Source organism: Pseudomonas sp. HN2-3, assembly GCF_020691745.1.
GTDB classification, from domain to species: domain Bacteria; phylum Pseudomonadota; class Gammaproteobacteria; order Pseudomonadales; family Pseudomonadaceae; genus Aquipseudomonas; species Aquipseudomonas capeferrum.
Genome location: NZ_CP085704.1, coordinates 5,398,130 through 5,418,245, shown reverse-complemented (window position 1 = coordinate 5,418,245; position 20,116 = coordinate 5,398,130). Strand labels below are relative to the sequence as shown.

Annotated in this window: 17 protein-coding genes; 9 read left to right on the top strand and 8 right to left on the bottom strand. The window is 64.4% G+C overall.

Annotation, left to right across the window (positions count from 1 at the left end; all coding sequences use genetic code 11):
- Positions 1-104 precede the first annotated feature (104 nt).
- From epd to LJX93_RS24565, 8 genes are all read left to right on the top strand, one after another.
- Entirely contained in the window at positions 105-1,166 is a 1,062-nt protein-coding gene (gene epd / locus LJX93_RS24600; protein WP_033701881.1) for an erythrose-4-phosphate dehydrogenase, read from the top strand.
- A 12-nt stretch (positions 1,167-1,178) separates the two neighbouring features.
- Positions 1,179-2,342 carry a phosphoglycerate kinase gene (locus LJX93_RS24595; protein ID WP_033701880.1) on the top strand — a complete coding sequence of 388 codons (1,164 nt, stop codon included), beginning with the start codon at positions 1,179-1,181 and terminating at the stop codon, positions 2,340-2,342.
- Positions 2,343-2,374: 32 nt separating this feature from the next.
- Positions 2,375-2,593, top strand: a complete 219-nt coding sequence (locus LJX93_RS24590) for a hypothetical protein (RefSeq protein ID WP_033702581.1) — start codon at positions 2,375-2,377, stop codon at positions 2,591-2,593.
- Between the two features lie 64 nt (positions 2,594-2,657).
- The gene (locus LJX93_RS24585) at positions 2,658-2,987 is read left to right on the top strand and encodes an MliC family protein (RefSeq protein WP_033701879.1); all 330 of its coding nucleotides are present in this window, start codon (positions 2,658-2,660) and stop codon (positions 2,985-2,987) included.
- Between the two features lie 100 nt (positions 2,988-3,087).
- Positions 3,088-4,152 carry a class II fructose-bisphosphate aldolase gene (fba, locus tag LJX93_RS24580; protein WP_033701878.1) on the top strand — a complete coding sequence of 355 codons (1,065 nt, stop codon included), beginning with the start codon at positions 3,088-3,090 and terminating at the stop codon, positions 4,150-4,152.
- A gap of 213 nt (positions 4,153-4,365) precedes the next feature.
- On the top strand, positions 4,366-6,492 hold the full coding sequence (locus LJX93_RS24575) for a putative bifunctional diguanylate cyclase/phosphodiesterase (RefSeq protein ID WP_033701877.1): 2,127 nt from the start codon (positions 4,366-4,368) through the stop codon (positions 6,490-6,492).
- A 39-nt stretch (positions 6,493-6,531) separates the two neighbouring features.
- Entirely contained in the window at positions 6,532-7,032 is a 501-nt protein-coding gene (locus LJX93_RS24570) for a M48 family metallopeptidase (protein ID WP_227696501.1), read from the top strand.
- A 12-nt stretch (positions 7,033-7,044) separates the two neighbouring features.
- A complete protein-coding gene (locus tag LJX93_RS24565) occupies positions 7,045-7,341 on the top strand; it encodes a winged helix-turn-helix domain-containing protein (RefSeq protein WP_033701873.1) in 297 nt (98 codons plus the stop codon).
- Between the two features lie 30 nt (positions 7,342-7,371).
- Here the strand turns inward: LJX93_RS24565 and LJX93_RS24560 are convergent, their stop codons facing one another.
- On the bottom strand, positions 7,372-7,824 hold the full coding sequence (locus LJX93_RS24560) for a GNAT family N-acetyltransferase (protein WP_033701871.1): 453 nt from the start codon (positions 7,822-7,824) through the stop codon (positions 7,372-7,374).
- 218 nt (positions 7,825-8,042) lie between these two features.
- On the opposite strand from LJX93_RS24560, the gene LJX93_RS24555 reads away from it, so the two are divergent.
- Positions 8,043-8,780: a substrate-binding periplasmic protein gene (locus LJX93_RS24555; RefSeq protein WP_033701870.1), complete on the top strand. Its 738-nt coding sequence runs from the start codon at positions 8,043-8,045 to the stop codon at positions 8,778-8,780.
- A gap of 17 nt (positions 8,781-8,797) precedes the next feature.
- Here LJX93_RS24555 and yccS read toward each other — a convergent pair whose 3' ends face one another.
- The 7 genes from yccS to LJX93_RS24520 form a co-directional block, all read right to left on the bottom strand.
- A complete protein-coding gene (yccS, locus tag LJX93_RS24550) occupies positions 8,798-10,981 on the bottom strand; it encodes a YccS family putative transporter (RefSeq protein ID WP_033701868.1) in 2,184 nt (727 codons plus the stop codon).
- A gap of 82 nt (positions 10,982-11,063) precedes the next feature.
- Positions 11,064-12,245 (bottom strand): NAD(P)/FAD-dependent oxidoreductase, encoded by a 1,182-nt coding sequence (locus tag LJX93_RS24545; protein WP_186652814.1) that lies wholly within the window; start codon positions 12,243-12,245, stop codon positions 11,064-11,066.
- Between the two features lie 101 nt (positions 12,246-12,346).
- Entirely contained in the window at positions 12,347-13,684 is a 1,338-nt protein-coding gene (gene dbpA, locus LJX93_RS24540; protein ID WP_236643895.1) for an ATP-dependent RNA helicase DbpA, read from the bottom strand.
- A 112-nt stretch (positions 13,685-13,796) separates the two neighbouring features.
- Entirely contained in the window at positions 13,797-15,224 is a 1,428-nt protein-coding gene (gene mdtD, locus LJX93_RS24535) for a multidrug transporter subunit MdtD (protein WP_033701864.1), read from the bottom strand.
- 128 nt (positions 15,225-15,352) lie between these two features.
- A complete protein-coding gene (locus LJX93_RS24530) occupies positions 15,353-16,684 on the bottom strand; it encodes a TldD/PmbA family protein (protein WP_227696500.1) in 1,332 nt (443 codons plus the stop codon).
- Positions 16,684-18,126 carry a TldD/PmbA family protein gene (locus LJX93_RS24525; protein WP_047582265.1) on the bottom strand — a complete coding sequence of 481 codons (1,443 nt, stop codon included), beginning with the start codon at positions 18,124-18,126 and terminating at the stop codon, positions 16,684-16,686. Before LJX93_RS24525 ends, LJX93_RS24530 begins: the two co-directional genes overlap by 1 nt.
- A 31-nt stretch (positions 18,127-18,157) precedes the next feature.
- Positions 18,158-19,960 carry an acyl-CoA dehydrogenase gene (locus LJX93_RS24520; protein WP_095063884.1) on the bottom strand — a complete coding sequence of 601 codons (1,803 nt, stop codon included), beginning with the start codon at positions 19,958-19,960 and terminating at the stop codon, positions 18,158-18,160.
- Positions 19,961-20,116 lie beyond the last annotated feature (156 nt).

Below are 20,116 nucleotides of genomic sequence, written 5' to 3'. Positions count from 1 at the left end.
TCCCACAGGATCTGCATAAACCGCAGTACCCTGTGGGAGCGGCCTTGTGCCGCGAATGGGCCGCATGGCGGCTCCGTTCAACCGCCGGAGTTCAAGAGCTACCTATGTCCCACCCGCGTCCCTACAAAGTTGCACTCAACGGTTATGGCCGCATCGGCCGCTGTGTCCTGCGCGCGTTGTTCGAGCGGGGGGCGAAGGCCGGTTTCGAGATTGTCGCGCTGAACGACCTGGCCGATCAGGCCAGCCTTGAATACCTGACACGCTTCGACTCCACCCACGGGCGTTTCCCCGGTGAGGTGAAGGTCGACGGCGATTGTCTGCATATCAATGGTGACTGCGTGAAGGTAATGCGCAGTGCCACCCCGGAAGGCATCGACTGGGCCGCCCTGGGCATCGACCTGGTGCTGGAGTGCTCCGGCGCTTACAACACCCGCGCCGATGGCCAGCGTTTTCTGGATGCCGGCGCGCCACGCGTGCTGTTCTCGCAGCCCATGGCCAGCGAGGCGGACGTGGATGCCACGGTGGTCTACGGCATCAACCAGGCGTGCCTGACCGGCAGCGAGCGCCTGGTGTCCAACGCGTCGTGCACCACCAACTGCGGCGTGCCGCTGTTGCGCGTGCTGGACCAGGCGTTCGGCATCGAATACGTGCAGATCACCACCATCCACTCGGCGATGAACGACCAGCCGGTGATCGACGCCTACCACCACGAAGACCTGCGCCGCACGCGTTCGGCGTTTCAGTCGGTGATCCCGGTGTCCACCGGGCTGGCACGGGGCATCGAGCGGTTGCTGCCGGAACTTGCCGGGCGAATCCAGGCCAAAGCGGTACGCGTGCCGACCGTCAACGTGTCGTGCCTGGACATCACCCTGCAGACCGCCCGCGACACCAGTGCCGCCGAGGTCAACCGGGTGCTGCGCGAGGCAGCGCTGGAAGGCCCGCTCAAAGGATTGCTGGCCTACACCGAGCTGCCCCATGCCAGCTGTGATTTCAACCACGACCCGCATTCGGCGATCGTCGATGCCAGCCAGACCCGTGTTTCCGGCCCCCGCCTGGTGAACCTGCTGGCCTGGTTCGATAACGAATGGGGGTTCGCCAACCGTATGCTCGACGTCGCCGAACACTTTCTGCACGTCGTTCACCCAACCCGCAACAAACAGCCCTGAAGGACTGCATTCATGACCGTGTTGAAGATGACCGACCTCGACCTGCAAGGTAAACGCGTACTGATCCGCGAAGACCTCAACGTGCCTGTGAAGGACGGTGTGGTAACCAGCGACGCGCGTATCCTGGCTGCGCTGCCGACCATCAAGCTGGCCCTGGAGAAGGGTGCGGCGGTAATGGTCTGCTCGCACCTGGGCCGCCCTACCGAAGGTGAATTCTCGGCCGAAAACAGCCTTAAGCCGGTCGCCGAGTACCTGAGCAAGGCCCTGGGCCGCGACGTGCCGCTGGTCGCCGACTACCTGGCCGGTGTCGAGGTCAAGGCCGGTGACCTGGTGCTGTTCGAGAACGTGCGCTTCAACAAGGGCGAGAAAAAGAACGCCGACGAACTGGCGCAGCAATACGCTGCCCTGTGCGACGTGTTCGTGATGGACGCCTTTGGTACTGCCCACCGCGCCGAGGGTTCGACCCATGGCGTGGCCAAGTTCGCCAAGGTTGCCGCTGCTGGCCCACTGCTGGCTGCCGAGCTGGACGCCCTGGGCAAGGCCCTGAAGGCCCCGGCCAAGCCAATGGCGGCCATCGTTGCCGGCTCCAAGGTTTCCACCAAGCTGGACGTGCTGAACAGCCTGAGCAGCGTCTGCGACCAACTGATCGTAGGTGGCGGTATTGCCAACACTTTCCTGGCCGCTGCTGGTCACCCTGTGGGCAAGTCGCTGTATGAGCCTGACCTGCTCGACACCGCAAAAGCCATCGCCGCCAAGGTCAGCGTACCGCTGCCAGTCGACGTGGTGGTCGCCAAGGAATTCGCCGAAAACGCTGAAGCCACCGTCAAGGCTATCGCCGACGTTGCCGCTGACGACATGATCCTGGACATCGGCCCACAGACTGCAGCCAACTTCGCCGAGCTGCTGAAGTCGTCGAAGACCATCCTGTGGAACGGCCCAGTCGGCGTGTTCGAGTTCGACCAGTTCGGCAATGGCACCAAGGTGCTGGCCAAGGCCATCGCCGAAAGCCCTGCGTTCTCCATCGCCGGTGGCGGTGACACCCTCGCGGCGATCGACAAATATGGCGTCAGCAAGGAAATCTCCTACATTTCTACCGGTGGTGGTGCCTTCCTCGAGTTCGTCGAGGGCAAGGTACTGCCGGCTGTGGCGATCCTGGAAGAGCGGGCTAAAGCCTGACAATGGCGGCGCCTGGCAAAGGGAGCGACCTGATGGTCAAGCAATTGCCTGTGATGATCCTGGCCGGCCTGCTGAGCGCCTGCTCCGGCAGCCCCTCTTCGGACGATGACCCGGCGCAGCCGCCCAAGGGCGGTTGCTACCAGTCCGAGTGGCAGGCCGAAACCGTACCGGTCATCAACAAGCGCGTGGGCCCTGAAGGCCTGGAGAAGTATGACGAAGACCACCAGCGCAAGGCTCCAGGCTGCCCTTGAACCGATGCGCTTCGTCGGAGCAGGCAACCAAGCGACCGTTGTGTGGTCATCTAGAGGATACGTAATGAAAGCGCTGATGGCCTTGATGGCCCTGGCGACACTGGCAGGATGCTCACTGCTGCAGCCGGCGCAACCCGCCCCGGCAGACGACTGGACCCGTTGGGTCTGTGACAGCCAGACCGAGGTGCTGTGGCGCTTCGCTGACCCGCAGCAGGACTCGGTCGACGTCCGCCTCGGTGGCGGCGACCAGGTCTACCGGCTCAAGTCCGAGCCGAGCGCGTCGGGGGCGATGTACAGCGATGGCGTGCTGGCCTTCCACACCAAGGGCGAAGAAGGCCTGGTGTACTGGGTGGCAACCAACGATCTGATTGGGCGGGGCTGCAAGGCACCGTGACTGGCCGGGCCGCCATGGTGGCCCACACTACTTGAACAGCAACCGCCCCTGCGGCAGGCTTGCACGAAACAAACGACGCTTGTCGGGAGAGAGATACACAATGGCACTCATTAGCATGCGCCAGATGCTGGACCACGCCGCCGAGTTCGGTTACGGCGTTCCAGCTTTCAACGTCAACAACCTCGAGCAGATGCGCGCCATCATGGAAGCGGCCGACAAGACCGATTCCCCCGTGATCGTCCAGGCTTCGGCCGGTGCCCGCAAGTACGCCGGCGCGCCCTTCCTGCGTCACCTGATCCTGGCCGCCATCGAAGAATTCCCGCACATCCCGGTGTGCATGCACCAGGACCACGGCACCAGCCCTGACGTGTGCCAGCGTTCGATCCAGCTGGGCTTCAGCTCGGTGATGATGGACGGCTCGCTGGGCGAAGACGGCAAGACCCCGACCGACTATGAGTACAACGTCCGCGTTACCCAGCAGACCGTTGCCATGGCACACGCCTGTGGCGTTTCGGTAGAAGGCGAGCTGGGCTGCCTGGGTTCGCTGGAAACCGGCATGGCCGGTGAAGAAGACGGTATCGGCGCCGAAGGCGTGCTGGACCACAGCCAGATGCTGACCGACCCGGAAGAAGCGGCCGACTTCGTCAAGAAGACCCAGGTCGATGCCCTGGCCATCGCCATCGGTACCAGCCACGGTGCGTACAAGTTCACCAAGCCACCTACCGGTGACGTGTTGGCGATCGACCGCATCAAGGAAATCCACAAGCGCATCCCCAACACCCACCTGGTCATGCACGGTTCGTCCTCGGTGCCACAAGAGTGGCTGGCGATCATCAACCAGTACGGCGGCGACATCAAAGAGACCTACGGTGTACCGGTCGAAGAGATCGTCGAAGGCATCAAGCACGGCGTGCGCAAGGTCAACATCGACACCGACCTGCGTCTGGCGTCCACCGGTGCCATGCGTCGCCTGATGGCGCAGAATCCAAGTGAGTTCGACCCGCGCAAGTTCTTCGGTGAAACCGTCAAGGCCATGCGTGACGTGTGCATCGCCCGTTACGAAGCCTTCGGTACTGCCGGCAATGCCTCCAAGATCAAACCGATCTCCCTGGACGGCATGTACCAGCGCTACCTGAAAGGTGAGTTGGCCGCCAAGGTCAACTGATTCGCAGGCCGCACTGAAAAACCCGCAGCGATGCGGGTTTTTTTATGCCTGCGCTCAAGCGCGCAGATATTCACCGCAGAGCAACCGTTAGTCGGCTACCGTACAGTTTAGGCACTGATAGCGTTCTGATTGCATTGCTTGTTACAAACTCGGGTCTAGAGTAGTTATCGGATCCAACCGCGATGTGAAGTCGGTCACAAATAGAGAAGCAGCATGGATGGCGCTCACCCTCAACCTCAGCCAGTGGATGGCAGCTCGGTTCTGCTGGTAGTAGACGATTACCCCGAAAATCTCATCAGCATGCGGGCCTTGCTGGCCCGGCAGGATTGGCAAGTGTTGACTGCCAGTTCAGGGACAGAAGCCCTGAGCGCCTTGCTCGAGCACGACGTCGACCTGGTTTTGCTGGATGTACAAATGCCGGAAATGGACGGCTTCGAAGTCGCCCGGCTAATGCGCGGCAGCCAGCGTACACGGCTGACCCCGATCATTTTCCTCACCGCCAACGAGCAGTCCGATGCCGCTGTGCTCAAGGGTTACGCCAGTGGCGCCGTGGACTACATGTTCAAGCCGTTCGACCCGCAAATTCTCAAGCCCAAGGTCCAGGCCCTGCTCGACCAGCAGCGTAACCGGCGCATGCTGCAACGCCTGAGCCGCGAGCTGGAAGCGGCGAGGGCATTCAACGCCTCGATCCTGGAGAACGCTGCCGAAGGCATTCTGGTGGTGAATGCCGCAGGTACCATCAGTTTCGCCAACCCGGCCATTTCACGCTTGCTGGCCGCTGCGGTGGAGCAATTGCAGGGCGCCCAGTTGCTTGACCTGGTGCAGATGGCCAATGCCAATCTGTGGAACGAGTCGGACTTCTACCAGGCCTACCTGGGGCGGCAGATCTTTCGCGTGCACGATGCGCAGTTGCGCACCCTGGGTGGCCAACTGGTGCCGGTCGCGCTGTCCTGTGCGCCGTTGCCAGCCGATCAGCAGGCGATGGTGGTGACGGTGCTGGACATGTCGGTGGTGCGCAACCTGCACCAACAGCTTGAGTACCAGGCGGTGACCGACCCACTCACCGGCCTGCTCAACCGCCGCGGCTTCTATCAGTCTGCCGAGGGCGTGCTGCTGCGCAACGAGCGTTCGGACAAGGCCCAGGCGCTGATGTACATGGACCTGGATGGCTTCAAGCGGATCAACGACTCATTGGGCCATGAGGCGGGCGATCGCGTGCTGCGCTGGGTGGCAGAACAGCTCAAGGACTGCCTGGGCAGCGAGGCGTTATTGGCGCGGATGGGCGGTGACGAGTTCACGGCGTTGTTCGACAGCCTGCCGTACCCCGAGCAGGCCGGGCGTTACGCCGAGCGACTGCTCGAGCGCGTTTCGATCAGCCAGCAGATAGAAGGGCTGGATGTATGCCTTGGCGTCAGCATTGGCATCGCCACCTTTCCTGACTGTGGCGCAACTGTCGAAGGCCTGTTGCGGGCTGCGGATGCGGCGATGTATGCGGCCAAGCAGGCCGGGCGTCAGCAGTATCGCTTCTATGACCAGGAGCTCAACGGCCGGGCGCGCTCACGGCTGATGCTCGAAGACAGCGTGCGCGCCGCTATCGAGCAGCACGATTTCAGCCTGGTGTATCAGCCCCAGGTGGCTTTCGCCGACGGCCACTTGCGCGGTTTCGAGGCGTTGCTGCGCTGGCAGCACCCCAGTGTTGGCGATGTGCCCCCGGGGCTGTTCATCCCCTTGCTGGAAGAGGCGCGGCTGATCAACCGCCTGGCCAGCTGGATCTACCGCCAGGGCGCGGCCCAGCGCCAGGCCTGGTGCGAACGTTTTGCCCAGGGGCTGGTGCTGGGCATCAGCCTGAGCCGCGCTCAGTTCGTCATGCCGGGCCTGGTCGAGGAGCTGCAGCGGGTGATCCAGGACTACCAGCTGGACCCGGCGCAGCTAGAGGTCGAGGTGGCAGAGACGTCGTTGATGTACAACATCGACGCGGCCGTGAAGCAGATACACCGGCTGCGCGAACTGGGCGTGCGGGTGGCGCTGGATGATTTTGGCGCCGGTGACTGCTCGTTGCGCATGCTACGTGACTTGCCGATCGACACCCTCAAGCTCGACCGCCACCTGGTTGCGCGCTTGCCGGGCTCTGCGGTAGACGCCGCGCTGGTGCGCAGTGTGATCGGCTTGTGCGCCGACTACCGCATCACGGTGATAGCCGAAGGCGTGGAAACCCCGGCCCAGGCCGACTGGCTCAAGGCCAATGGCTGTGCCTACGTGCAGGGGTTTCTGGTTGCACACCCGATGACGGCGGCGGATGCCAGCGGCTTCCCGGCGATTTTCTCCTGGCCCCGGCCATGATTGGCTAGAATCGCCATTCGCCCCGCCGAATGCAGTGCCATGACCGTATTACGTTACTTGCAAGCCTACCCGCCACACCTGCAGGAGCAGGTACGGCAGATGATCGACAGCGACCGCCTGGGGGACTACCTGCAGCGTCGCTACTCCGACCGCCATGACGTGCAGAGCGACAAGGCGTTGTACAGTTATGCCCAGGACTTGCGCCAGCAGTACCTGCGCAGCGCGCCCGGCCTGGACAAGGTGCTGTTCGACAACCGCCTCGACCTGACCCACCGTGCCCTGGGGCTCAACACGGCGGTATCGCGGGTTCAGGGTGGCAAGCTCAAGGCGAAGAAGGAAATCCGCATCGCCTCCTTGTTCAAGGAGGCCGCGCCGCAGTTTCTGCGCATGATCGTGGTGCACGAGCTGGCGCACCTGCGTGAGCGCGACCATAGCAAGGCGTTTTACCAGCTCTGTCAGCACATGGAGCCGGACTACCACCAACTGGAATTCGACCTGCGCGTCTACCTGACCTATCGGGAGCTGCCGGGCAACTGTTAAGGACCACGCAGCATGGAAGTGAGCAAGACCAAGAGCAGCTTCTACCGGCGCCTGTACGTGGCCTGGCTGATCGACAGCCAGACTGCGACCAGCGTGCCGGCCCTGATGGAGGCCACCGGCATGCCACGGCGCACCGCCCAGGACACCATCGCCGCCCTGGCCGACCTGGATATCATCTGCGAGTTCGAGCAGCAGGAGGGCGCGCGCAATCATGCCGGGCACTACCGCATTCATGACTGGGGCGCGATCGACAAGCAGTGGATCATCCAGCATTTGCGGCAAATCCGAGAAGTGCTGGGGTATCGGTGATTGTGGGGGCGCAAAGCGCCCCCGGCTTTCTCAGCCCTTACGCATGCCGATGTGCGGTATGTCATCCTCCAGGTATTGCTCGCCAACCGCTTCGAACCCATGCCCTGCGTAAAACCCTTGCAGATGCGCCTGCGCCGACAGATACACCGGCGTCCCCGGCCAGCAATGCTCGGCAGCCTCCAGCCCTTTCAGCAGCAACGCATGCCCAAGCTTCAGCCCACGCGCCGCCGGTGAGGTCACCACGCGCCCGATCACCACATCACCCCCCTGGGATTGCGGGTCGAGCAGGCGCAGGTAGGCCACCAGCTTGTCGTCCTGCCACGCCATCAAGTGCAGGGTATCGCCGGTCAGGTCCTGGCCATCGACTTCCTGGTAACTGCAGCGCTGCTCGACCACGAACACTTCGGTGCGCAATTGCAGGATGGCGTAGAGCTGGTCCTTGCTCAGGTCGGTGTGGTGCTTGCAGAGCCAGTCGATAGACATTGGCGAACTCCTTGAATGGGCCGTCGATCATCGCAAATCCTGTGGCTGTGGACGAGTGGATGATTGCTGCAGGGCATTGCCTGCGTGTCTCGGCCAAAATAGAGGCAAAATGACACTATTGCCCGCTGCCGTGAGCCACGGCTTTGTGTACTCTCATCCGCAGTCGCGGCAAAGGCCGCCTACACAGTGTGCGCCCTCCATTGCAAAAGGACTTGAGCATGCGGCCACTGCTTGGTGTTCTGGGATTGCTGGCAGCCCTGCTGGCTGCGCCAGCCCTGGGTGAAGACAAGCTGCGGCTGGTGGCAGACAAATGGCCACCGTTCACCGATGCAAGCATGCCGGGCGGCGGTTTGGCGACCAGCATCGTTACCACGGCACTGACCCGGGCCGGCTACGCCAGCGGGTTTGAGGAGGCGCCATGGGCACGGGCCTTGATGGGCGTCAGCGAAGGGCGCTACGACGTGTTGATCAATGCCTGGTACAACGACTCACGTACACGCATCGGGCATTTTTCCAACGCTTATCTGAACAACAAGATTCACCTGCTCAAACGCAAGGGTGAGGCCTTCGCCTACCAGCAGCCGTCCGACTTGTACCCCTACAGCATCGCCGTGGTGCGCGATTATGCCTATTCACCCGAGTTCGACAGCGACACCCGCTTGCACAAGGTAGCGGTGCGCAACTTCTCGTCGGCCGTGCGCATGCTGGCGGCCGGCCGGGTGAACCTGGCGGTGGAGGATGAATACGTGGCCCGTTACAACCTGCAACGTGAACCGCAGGCGGTGCGCGATGGCGTGGAGATGGTCGAGCCGCCTCTGGGGGAGAACAGCCTGCATATTCTGGTCAGCCTTAAGCACCCCCAGCACCAGCAGATCGTCGAACGTTTCGAGCAGGCGATAGCGGCGATGAAGGCGGATGGCAGCTATGCGCGCCTGCTGCGCCAGCATGGTTTTTGACCCAGGCCACAAAGCACTCAGCCCGTAGGGCTTTCCTTGACCAGGTGCGCCGCCAGCGTGCGCAACGGTGCCAGTTGCCGGCAGATCAGCGCCAGTTGGGTCTGCACCAGCCGCTGATGTTCATCCAGCTCTTCCGGCATCTGCTCCAGGTCGTTGGCCAGCGCCTCTTCGGCATCACTGTGGATGGCGACCGGTAGCCGCGCTGCCAGGCCGTTGGCGATTTCGTCCAGGCTGTTGGCCAGGCTTTGCCCGGCGCCCTCGATCAATTGCTCCTGAACCTCCGCCGGCAGGGCGGTATCACGGTGCGCGCCCAGCCCCGAGAGGTAGCTGAGCAGGGTGTGCGACAACACCAGGAAGCGGAAGCCGACGTCCGCCTCCTTACGGAAGTGCCCTGGCTCCATGAGCATGTTCGCCAGCGTGGTGGACAGCGCTGCATCGGCGTTGTGGGCGTTGCGCCGAGCCAGGCGGTAGGCGAGGTCGTCGCGCTTGCCATGAGCATACTGCTGCATGATCTGGCGCAGGTACACGCTGGCGCAGGCCAAGGTGTTGGCCAACGCCTTGTTCAGGCGCCGGCCTTGCCAGTCGGGCAGGAACAGGAACACCGCCAGAATGGCGATCAGGCTGCCCACCAGAGTATCGAACAGGCGCGGCAGGAACAGGCCGTAGCCGTCGCCGATCTGGTTGAAGCAGAACAGCACCATCAAGGTGATCGCCGCCGTGGCCAGGGTGTAACGGGTAGTCCGGTTGACGAAGAACACCACCCCGGCGACCACGGCGAACATCGACTGGATGATCGGGTTGGGGAACAGGTCGAACAGCGCCCAGCCAACCGTCAGGCCGATGGCCGTGCCGAAAATCCGCTGCACCAGCTTGCGCCGGGTGGCACCGTAGTTGGGTTGGCAGACGAACAGTGTGGTGAGGATGATCCAGTAGCCCTGGGTGGGGTGGATCAGGTGCACCATGCCGTAGCCGATCGACAGTGCCAAGGGCAGGCGCAAGGCATGGCGGAACAGTAGCGAGGTGGGTGTGAGCTGGGTGCGCAGGCGGCTCCAGACGTCCTTCAGGGAGCGTGGCGAACGGTCGAGCAGACTGCTGTCACTGGCATCGGCCAGGCTGTCCGGGTTGCTGGCGGCACCCAGCAGGCGGTCCAGGGTGGCCAGGTTGGCCGCCAGGGCCCGCAGCGAGCGCAGCAGGCTGCGCCAGGCTGGGTTGTTCTGGTTGCGCAGGTGCTCCAAGGAGGCGTTGAGGTCTTCCAGGGTGTCGGCAAATCGGCTGTCGAGGACAAACGGCTGACGCATGCGGATCGAGCGCGCCAGGTCTTGGCAGGCCGAGCCTTGATGGCGCAGCAGGCGCTGGCAGCGGAACATCACGTCGCTGTGGAAGAACGCTTCGGCCAGTGCGTTGTAGGGGTAGTGCGAGGCGCTCACCCGCTCGTGGATGTCCTGGGCCAGGAAGTACAGCTTCAGGTAGCGGCTGACCTTGGAATTTGGCTGGCTGTTGCCGACCCGGTGCAGGATGATTTCCTTGGCGGCGTTGAGCGCCGCGACCACCTTGCCGTTTTGCTGGGCCAGTTCCAGGCGCCGGGCCTCCAGGTCGTGGTGGCGGATCGGCTCGAACAGGTTGGCCTTGAGCTTGAGGTAGCGCCCCAGCTCGAAAAACAGCTTGGCCAGGCTTTGCTGTACCGGCTGGTTGGAGAACAGCGCCTGCCACAGCACCGACAGCAGGCCGTACCAGGCTGCGCCCGCCACCAGCAGCATCGGCTCGTGCCAGAAGTCGGTGACCAGGCCGCCGCGTTGGTCCACGCCGATCATGGTGTACACCGCCGTGATCAGCGTTGCCGAGGCGATTGCGCCATAGCGCTCGCCCAAGGCGCCCAGCATGGTCAGGCCGAACGCCGCCAGGGCCAGGGCAATGGCGAACACCCACGGGTAGGGGAACAGCAGCTCCACGGCCAGGGCAGCGATGGCAAAGCACACCAGGGTCACGGCCAGGGCACTGAGACGGCCCTGCCAACTGTCGTCGGTCTCGGCCAGTGCGCTGGCGATGATGCCCAGGAACAACGGGATCAGCAGGGCCATTTCATCCTGGTACCAGCACAAGGCCATGCTGCCGGTGAGGGCGACCGTTACCCGGATGCTATAGCTGAACTTGTCTTGGCCCCACAGGCGACGCAGTGACTGACGGAACGAGCTCGATGACATGATGGCCTTGGGCTGTGATCGAATGAATACATTGCCGCACGGACCAGCAAGAAGCGTTCCGTGCTGCTGAATGGATTCTACTCTACACGAACTGTGCCGCTGCGTTAGCCGATGCCCACGCCCACTGGAAATTGAACCCGCCCAGGTGGCCGGTCACATCCAGCACCTCGCCAATGAAGTACAACCCTGGGCTCTTGAGCGACTCCATGGTCTTGGACGACACCTCGCGGGTATCCACGCCGCCTAGGGTCACTTCGGCGGTGCGATAGCCCTCGGTGCCGGCAGGTACGACCTGCCAGGCCGCCAGTTTGTCGGCGATCTGCGTCAGTTCGGCCGGGGTGTACTGCTTCATCGGCTTCGATTCGAACCACTGCTCGGCCAAGAGGTTGGCCAGCTTGCGGGTGAACACCTCGCCGAGCACGGTCTTGAGCTCTGCATTGGCGCGCTCGGCCTGCTGCTGTTGCAGCCAGGTCAGGGCGTCACGGTCGGGCAGCAGGTTGATCTCCACCGTGTCGCCCGCCTCCCAGAACGAAGAAATCTGCAGGATCGCCGGGCCACTCAGGCCGCGGTGAGTAAACAGCAGGTTTTCGCGGAAATGGGTGCCGTTGCAGCTGGCGGTGCAGTCCAGCGAGGTGCCCGACAGTTCTGTGCACAGTGCCTTGAGTTGGGGCTCGGTGATGGTGAAGGGCACCAGCCCGGCGCGGGTCGGCAGCAGGGTGTGGCCGAACTGGCGAGCCACCTGGTAGCCGAAACCGCTGGCGCCCAGGGTCGGGATCGACAGGCCGCCGGTGGCGATCACCAGCGACTGGCAGGCGAACTGCCCGGCACTGGTCTGCAGCAGGTAGCCGGTTTCGGTCTTTTCGATGTGCGAGATGCTGGTGTCCATGCGCAACTCGGCACCGGCTTCGTCGCACTCGGCCAGCAGCATGTTGAGGATGTCGCTGGCCTTGTTGTCGCAGAACAGCTGGCCGAGCTTTTTCTCGTGGTAGGGCACACCGTGCTTGGCCACCAGCTCGATGAAGTCCCACTGGGTGTAGCGGGCCAGGGCCGACTTGCAGAAATGCGCGTTGTGCGAGAGGAAGTTGGCCGGCTCGGTGTACATGTTGGTGAAGTTGCAGCGCCCGCCGCCGGACATGAGGATCTTCTTGCCTGGCTTGTTAGCGTGGTCGAGCAGCAGCACCCGGCGGCCACGGCGGGCGCTGAGCTGGGCGCACATCAGGCCGGCGGCGCCGGCGCCGAGGATGATCACGTCGGTGGAATGCACGGGGTACCTCTTGGAGATTGCTGGGCTGCGGCAGGGATATGCATGCCCCTGTAGGAGCGGCCTTGTGTCGCGAACGGGCCGCAAAGCGGCCCCAAAGGATTTCAGAGAATACGAACTTTCAGAACGCGGCCCTTGATCTTGCCGCTGTTCAGCCGCTGCATGGCCTGCTTGGCCAGTGCTCGCTCCACCGCCACAAAGGCCTGGAAGTCGAAGATGGCGATCTTGCCCACCTGCTTGCCCGGGATGCCGGCATCACCGGTCAGTGCACCCAGGATGTCACCCGGGCGCAGCTTGTCCTTGCGCCCGGCAGCGATGCACAAGGTGCTCATCACCGGCAGCAGCGGCTCACCGCCCTTGTTTTTCAGGCTGTCGAGCTGGTCCCAGCGCAACGGGCTCTTCTGCAGTGCCTCGATGGCCTGGGCGCGATGCCCTTCGGCCGGGGCCACCAGGCTGACCGCAACGCCTTTCTCACCCGCACGGCCGGTGCGGCCGACACGGTGCACATGGATTTCGGCATCCCGCGCCAGTTCGACGTTGAGCACCATGTCCAGGCCGTCGATGTCCAGGCCGCGTGCGGCCACGTCGGTCGCCACCAGCACCGAGCTGCTGCGGTTGGCGAACATCGCCAGCACCTGGTCGCGGTCGCGCTGTTCGAGGTCACCGTGCAGGGCCTGGGCGACGATACCTTTGGCGGTGAGGTGGGCGACCACGTCTTCGCACTGCTGCTTGGTGAAGCAGAACGCCACGCACGATTGCGGGCGGTAGTGGCCGAGCACGCGGGTCACCGCATCCAGGCGCTGCTGCGCGTCGATTTCGATGAAGCGTTGTTCGATCTGGTTGTCGGTGTGCAGGCTCTCGACCTTGACCTGCTGCGGCTTGCGCATGAAGTCTGCGGCCAGTTGCTCGATGCCGGCCGGGTAGGTGGCCGAGAACAGCAGGGTCTGGCGACGCGCCGGGGTCTTGCCGATGATGCTGGCGATGGCGTCGAAGAAGCCCATGTCGAGCATGCGGTCGGCTTCGTCCAGCACCAGAGTGTTGAGCCCGTCGAGTACCAGCGTGCCCTTTTCCAGGTGCTGCTGGATGCGCCCCGGGGTGCCGACGATGATGTGCGCACCGTGCTCCAGCGAGGCAATCTGCGGGCCGAGCGAGACGCCGCCGCACAGGGTCAGGATCTTGATGTTGTCCTCGGCACGGGCCAGGCGGCGCAGCTCTTTGGCGACCTGGTCAGCGAGCTCGCGGGTCGGGCACAGCACCAGTGCCTGGCAACCGAAGTAACGCGGGTTGATCGGGTTCAGCAGGCCGATGCCGAACGCAGCGGTCTTGCCGCTGCCGGTCTTGGCCTGGGCGATCAGGTCCTGGCCCCTGAGGATGACCGGCAGGCTCTGGGCCTGGATCGGCGTCATCGAGGCGTAGCCGAGGGCGTCCAGGTTGGCCAGCATGGCGGCGGACAGCGGCAGAGTGGCAAAGGCGGTGGTTTCGGTGGTCACGAGGCGGGCCTGTGTAGCGAAGCGAAAAATGCCGCACAGTCTACCAGCCTCGTGGCCATTCGCCCTACGACTCCATGTGTTGTTCCGGACGACGGGCACGCCTTCCGTCTGTCGGCGCCAGTTGCAGGAAGATCGCCGCTGCCAGCATCGACATGATGCCGATGGTGACGAAGGTCAGCTGGAACGCCCCCAAGGTGCTTTCCACGCCTTCGGCACTGCCCGCGGCGGTGAAGCCGCCGAGCAATGCCCCGGCGCAGGCCACGCCCAGGCTAAGGGCCAGCTGGGCGACCACCGACAGCAGGCTGTTGCCGCTGCTGGCGCTGGCATCGTCGAGGTCGATCAGGGTCACCGTGTTCATGGCCGTGAACTGCATGGAGTTGACCGCGCCGAGCAGGCCCAGGTGTATCAGCAGTACGGCGTAGGGGGTCTGTTCGTCGATCAGCCCAAGGCTGGCCAGCAGCAGCCCCAGCAGCAGGGTGTTGCCGGTGAGGATGATGCGGTAGCCAAGGCGCTCGATCAGCGGCCGGGCGATGGACTTGGCGAGCATCGCCGCCGCTGCCAGCGGGATCATGCTCATGCCGGCCTGGGCCGGCGAATAGCCTAGCGCCACCTGCAACAGCAAGGGCACCAGGAAGGGCAGGGCACCGCTGCCCAGGCGGGCGAACAGGTTGCCGAGGATGCCGATGGCAAAGGTGCGTACACGGAACAGGCTGGGTGAGAACAGCGGCTCTGGGTCGCGCCCGGCACGCAGCCAGTACGCGGCCAGGCAGGCCATGCCGGCGAACAGCAGCAACATTACCCGCAGGTGTGGCAAGTGCAGCTCACCCAAGCCTTCCATGGCGATGGTGATCAGCACCATCGCCGCGCCGAACAGCAGAAAACCCGGGCCATCGAAGCTGGTGCGCTCGGCACCGCGCAGGTCGGGGATGAACTTCCACACGGCATAACAACCGATGGCGCCCACCGGCAGGTTGAGCAGGAAGATCCAGTGCCAGCTGAGGATCTCTACCAGCCAGCCGCCGACCGTAGGGCCGAGCAGAGGGCCGAGCAGGCCGGGGATGGTGATGAAACTCATGATGCGCACCAGTTCGGTGCGTGGATAGGCGCGCAGCACCACCAGCCGCCCGACCGGCAGCATCAGCGCGCCGCCCAGGCCCTGCACGACCCGCGCCAGGATCAGAAAGCCCAGGCTGTTGGCGGCCGCGCACAGCAGCGAGCCAAAGCTGAACAACAGGATGGCGCTGAAGAAGATGCGCTTGGTGCCGAAGCGGTCGGCGATCCAGCCGGAGGCGGGTATCAGCAAGGCCACGGTGAGCATATAGGCGATGATCACGCCTTGCATGCGCAGCGGGTCCTCTTCCAGCGAGCGGGCCATGGCCGGCAGCGCGGTGTTGAGGATGGTGCCGTCCAGGGACTGCATGAAGAAAGCGATGGCCACTACCCACGGGATCCAGCGGGCGGTGACGGGGTCGAGCGGGGTGCGTTCGGGCATGACGTCCTCGTTTGTCAGTACCGGCCTCTTCGCGGGGCAAGCCCGCTCCCACAAGTACCGCGCAGCCACCAGAAGCGGCGGCTATGTGTGGGAGCGGGCTTGCCCCGCGAAGAGGCCAGCAACGCCAATCACAATGTCAGGGTAAGGCCTTTGACCAGAGCCCCCGGCAAATGACTCGACCCGGTACTGCGCTGTCCATAGGTACTGGTGGAAAGGATCATCTCGCGCTCGCGGGTCAGGTCTTCCAGTTGGTTGCCCAGCAGGCTGTACAGGCTGTCATCGAAGCGCATGGTGCTCACCGGCCCCTGAATCTCACCATTCTCTACCCAGAAGGTGGCAAAGCGGGTCAGGCCGGTCATGCGCGCCGCTGGCAGGTCCGAGTAGTTCAGGTACCACAGGTTGCTGATATACAGCCCGGTGCCAAGCCGTTCGAGGATCGCCTCACTGGCCAGGTTGCCCGGCGCCAGGCTCAAGGCGCAGGGCGACTCGTAGCTGTCGGCGCCATTGGCCTGCAGTGCGAACTCGGCCGCGCTACGCGCGCTGATCAAACGCTGCACGGCCTGGCCTTGGGTGATCAGCGGCACATCGAGGCGTGGTGAACCCTCATCCGAGAACGCCGGGCTCAGCGAGCCGCTGATCTGCTCGTCGAAGCTGGCCAGCGGGCTCAAGCGGGCATCGCCGTTGTACAGGCGTTGCAGGGCGCTGTTGCCGGTGGCCAGCGCCTGCGCGGAAAAACCGCCCCAGCACAGCATGCCGGCAATCTCGTCCATGGCCGCAGGCGCCAGGTAGGCGCGGTAGCTGCCCGGCTTCAAGGTAATCGCCGGGCGGCCGAGGAAGGCCAGCTGTTCGCGGGCCTGGCGCAGGCGGGCGGTGAAGTCGTCGGCGTGCCACACCTGCCCGGCATAGTTGGCTTTCACTGCTTGGCCGTTGCTGTGGAACAGGCTCCAGTCCATGTTGAAACTGTTGGCCTGGTGCCAGCCGAAGGCGCCGAACGAGTTGGCGAAACCGCGACAGATCGGCCCGGCGGCATAGATGCCGACCAAGTCCAGGTCGCCGGCTTCACGTTCGATCAGGGCAAGGACCTCATCCAGCTCCGGCAGCGGGTGATCCTGCTGGCTATGGCTGTGCCATGGGGTATCGTCCAGGCGCAGGTAGGGGTCGACCGGCAACAGCGGCAGGGTCTGGCGCAGTTGGTTGAGGGCATCGGCCAGGCGCGTGCGGTCCAGCACGGCATCATCGCCGAGGGTGATCTGCTGCTCGGCCTGGCGGCCGTCACGCATCAGGCGCAATTGCACGCTGGCCTGGCTGACCTCGCCGGCCTGGCGCACCAGGGCGTGGTTGAAGCGGATGAACTGCGACTGTTCGGCGCTGTAACCAAGGGTGAACTGCTCGCCCACCTGAAGGGTATCGCGCAGGGCGCCAAGCAGGGTTTCGAAGCGTTGCTGGGGTGTGGCGCTCATCAGGCGTCGCCTCCGAATACGTCGATCTGGCGGAACACGCAGGCCGGCGAGGCGTGGCCGACCCGTACCACCTGGTTGGGTTCGCCTTTGCCGCAGTTGGGCGTGCCCAGCACCTGGAAGGTGCTGCGGTCGCCGACTGCCGACAGGTTGCGCCAGAACTGCGCCGAGATGCCGCGGTAGTTGGGGTTTTTGACGACGCCCTTGAGTTCGCCGTTCTCGATCAGTTGGCCCCACTCGCAGCCGAACTGGAACTTGTTGCGTGCATCGTCGATGGACCACGAGCGGTTGGTGCGCATCAGGATGCCGTGCTCGATGCCCTTGACCAATTGTGCCAGCGAGCGGTCGCCTGGCTCGATGTTGAGGTTGGCCATGCGGTCGATCGGTGCGCGGTTCCAGCCACAGGCACGGCTGTTGGCCACGCCGTCCAGGCCCGAGCGGAACTGCGACAGGGCGCCGCCCAGCGGGCGCAACAGCAAGCCGTCGCGGATCAGGAATTGCTTGCTGGCCTGGGTGCCGTCATCGTCGTAGCTGTAGCTGGCCAGCTCTTCGCCGATGGTCGGGTCGAAGGTCACGTTGAGCAGCGCCGAGCCGTATTGCAGGTGGCCGAAGTCGCTGGCTTTGACGAAGCTGGTGCCGGCGTAGTTGCGCTCGTCGCCGAGAATGCGGTCCATCTCCAGTGGGTGGCCGATGGACTCGTGAATCTGCAGCATCATCTGGTCGGGCATCAGCAGCAGGTCGCGCGGGCCGCTGGGTGTATTGGGTGCCAGCAACAGTTGCAGCGCTTCGTCGGCGACGCGACTGGCGGCGCTGACCAGGCCACAGCGCTCGACGATCTCGAAACCGCCCTGCTGGCCGAAGTTGTCACGGCCCAGGCTGCGGCTCTGGCTGTCCTGGCCGTCGCTGGCGGTCACGCTCAGGCCTGGGAACAGGAAACGCTGGGCGTGGCGCAGTTCGGCGCCGGCAGAGTTGAGGTAGGTTTGCTCGACCACGCTCATGCCCAGGCCGGCCTGCCAGTCCACCAGGCGGCTGTCCTTGGGCACGCTGGCCGATTCGGCGGCGAGCAGGCCGAGGCAGTCGGCAAGGCTGGGCAAGGGTTGATCGAAGTGGGGCGAAACGTGGTCGTGGCGCGCGCTGGTCACCGGTTGCTCGCGCAGGTCCAGCAGGCTATGCCCGGCGATCTGCCGGGCCAGGGCTTCGGCGCGTTCGAGTGCCTGTTGCAGGCCGTGCTGGGACAGGTCTGCGGTGGCTGCATAAGCCTCCACGCCATTGACCCGCACGGTGAGCATGGCGCCCTCGTCCTGGCTGAAGAACGGTGGCTCGGCCACATTGCGGCGCACCGACAGCGCCTGGTGCGACTGTTTCACATGGCGCAGGGAAAACAACTCCGCCGTGCTGCGCAGCGCGGCGAAGCGCTGGCGCAGCAGGGCGCTGGAATCGAACATGCGGGAACCTCCGAGTCAGTGGTGGCTCCCCCTAGAACCACTCCTCTTGCATGCTCAGGCACGTATCGTCGCGGGCCTCGAGCAATGCCAGCTCATTATGGCAGCCAGGCACTTCCCAGGTGAGGAAATAACGGGCGGCCTGCAGTTTGCCCTGGTAGAAGTCGCGGTCTGCGGCATTGCCCTTGAGCAGGCCCAGTTCAGCGTGGAGGGCTTGCTCCAGCCAGCGCCAACCGATCACGCAATGGCCGAACGCCTTCAGGTACAGGGCCGAGTTGGCCAGGGCGGCATTGACCTTGCCTTGGGCGAGATCGCCCAGCAGGGCGAGGGTGACGGCTTGCAGGCGATTGACCAGTTGCTCCAGTGGCTGGCGCAGGGTGTCGAGGCCGGGGTGGTGGCTGGCGCGCTCGGCCGTGCTGGCGATCAGGCGGATCAGTTGCTTGAGCCCGGCGCCGTTGTGTTGCGCCAGTTTGCGGCCGAGCAGGTCGAGTGACTGGATGCCCTCAGTGCCCTCGTGGATCGGGTTCAGGCGGTTGTCGCGGTAATACTGCTCGACCGGGTATTCGCGGGTGTAGCCGTGCCCGCCGAGGATCTGGATGGCCAGTTCGTTAGCTTTGAGGCAGTACGCCGACGGCCAGGATTTGACGATCGGGGTCAGCAGGTCGAGCAGTGTCTGGGCCTGTTGCCGAGAGCTCTGGTCGTCGGCGGTCTGGGTGTCGTCGAACAGGCGCGCAGCGTACAGGCCCAGGTCGAAGGCGCCTTCCACGTAGGCTTTTTGGGTCAGCAGCATGCGCTTCACGTCGCTGTGCCCAATGATAGGGACGGCGGGGCTCTGCGGGTCCTTGCTGTCTGGCAGGCGCCCCTGCGGCCGTTGGCGGGCGTACTCCAGCGAATACAGGTAGCCGGCATAACCGAGCATCACCGCGCCCATGCCGACGCCGATACGTGCCTCGTTCATCATCTGGAACATGCAGGCCAGGCCCTGGTGCGGCTGGCCGACCAGGTAGCCGACGCACTGGCCGTTGTCACCGAAGTTGAGCGCGGTAGAGGTGGTGCCGCGCCAGCCCATCTTGTGGAACAGGCCGGCCAGCAGCACGTCGTTGCGTTCACTGCGGCTGCCGTCCTGGTTGACCAGGTACTTGGGCACGATGAACAGCGAGATCCCCTTCACGCCGGGCGGTGCGTCCGGCAGCTTGGCCAGGACCATGTGCACGATGTTTTCCGACAGTTCGTGGTCGCCGCCGGAGATGAAGATTTTGTTGCCCTTGAGCCGGTAGCTGCCATCGCCGGCGGGTTCGGCGCGGGTGCGGATATCGGCCAGTGAAGACCCGGCATGCGGTTCGGTCAGGGCCATGGTGCCGAAGTAGCGGCCTTCGATCATCGGCTGCAGGAACAGGCGCTTTTGCTCCTCGCTGCCGAAGCTTTCGATCAGGTTGGCCGCGCCCATGGTCAGGAACGGGTAGGCCGTAGTGCCGGCGTTGGCAGCCTGGAAGTGGGCGAAGCAGGCTTGCGAGACCAGGCTGGGCAGCTGCATGCCGCCGGCTTCGAAGTCGCGGTTGGCGTTGAGAAACCCCGCATCGAGGAAGGCATCGACTGCCGGTTTGACCTCCGGGATCAGCTCGGCGCGGCCGTCCACATAGCGCGGCTCGTTTTCGTCGGCCTTGCGGTTGTGGGGCGCGAAGTACTTTTCGGCGATGGTGCGGGCGGTGGTCAGGGCCGCGTCGAAGGTTTCGCGGCTGTGCTCGGCGAAGCGCGGGCGCTGGGTCAGGGCTTCGGCGTCGAGCACTTCGTAGAGTTCGAAGGCGAGGTTGCGGGGGCTGAGCAGGGTCTCGGGCATCGGGGCGGTCCTTGGGCGGGGTTGGACCGAGTCTAGGATTGAAATAGGGGTGGGAGACAGGTTAATAGGTGGGGGTGATATGGGTTTAGAAGGTGTGGGGGCGGGCAGGCGCTAGCCGTGACGTATTTGCTGGTCCTGAGATCGAGCGCCGCCCGC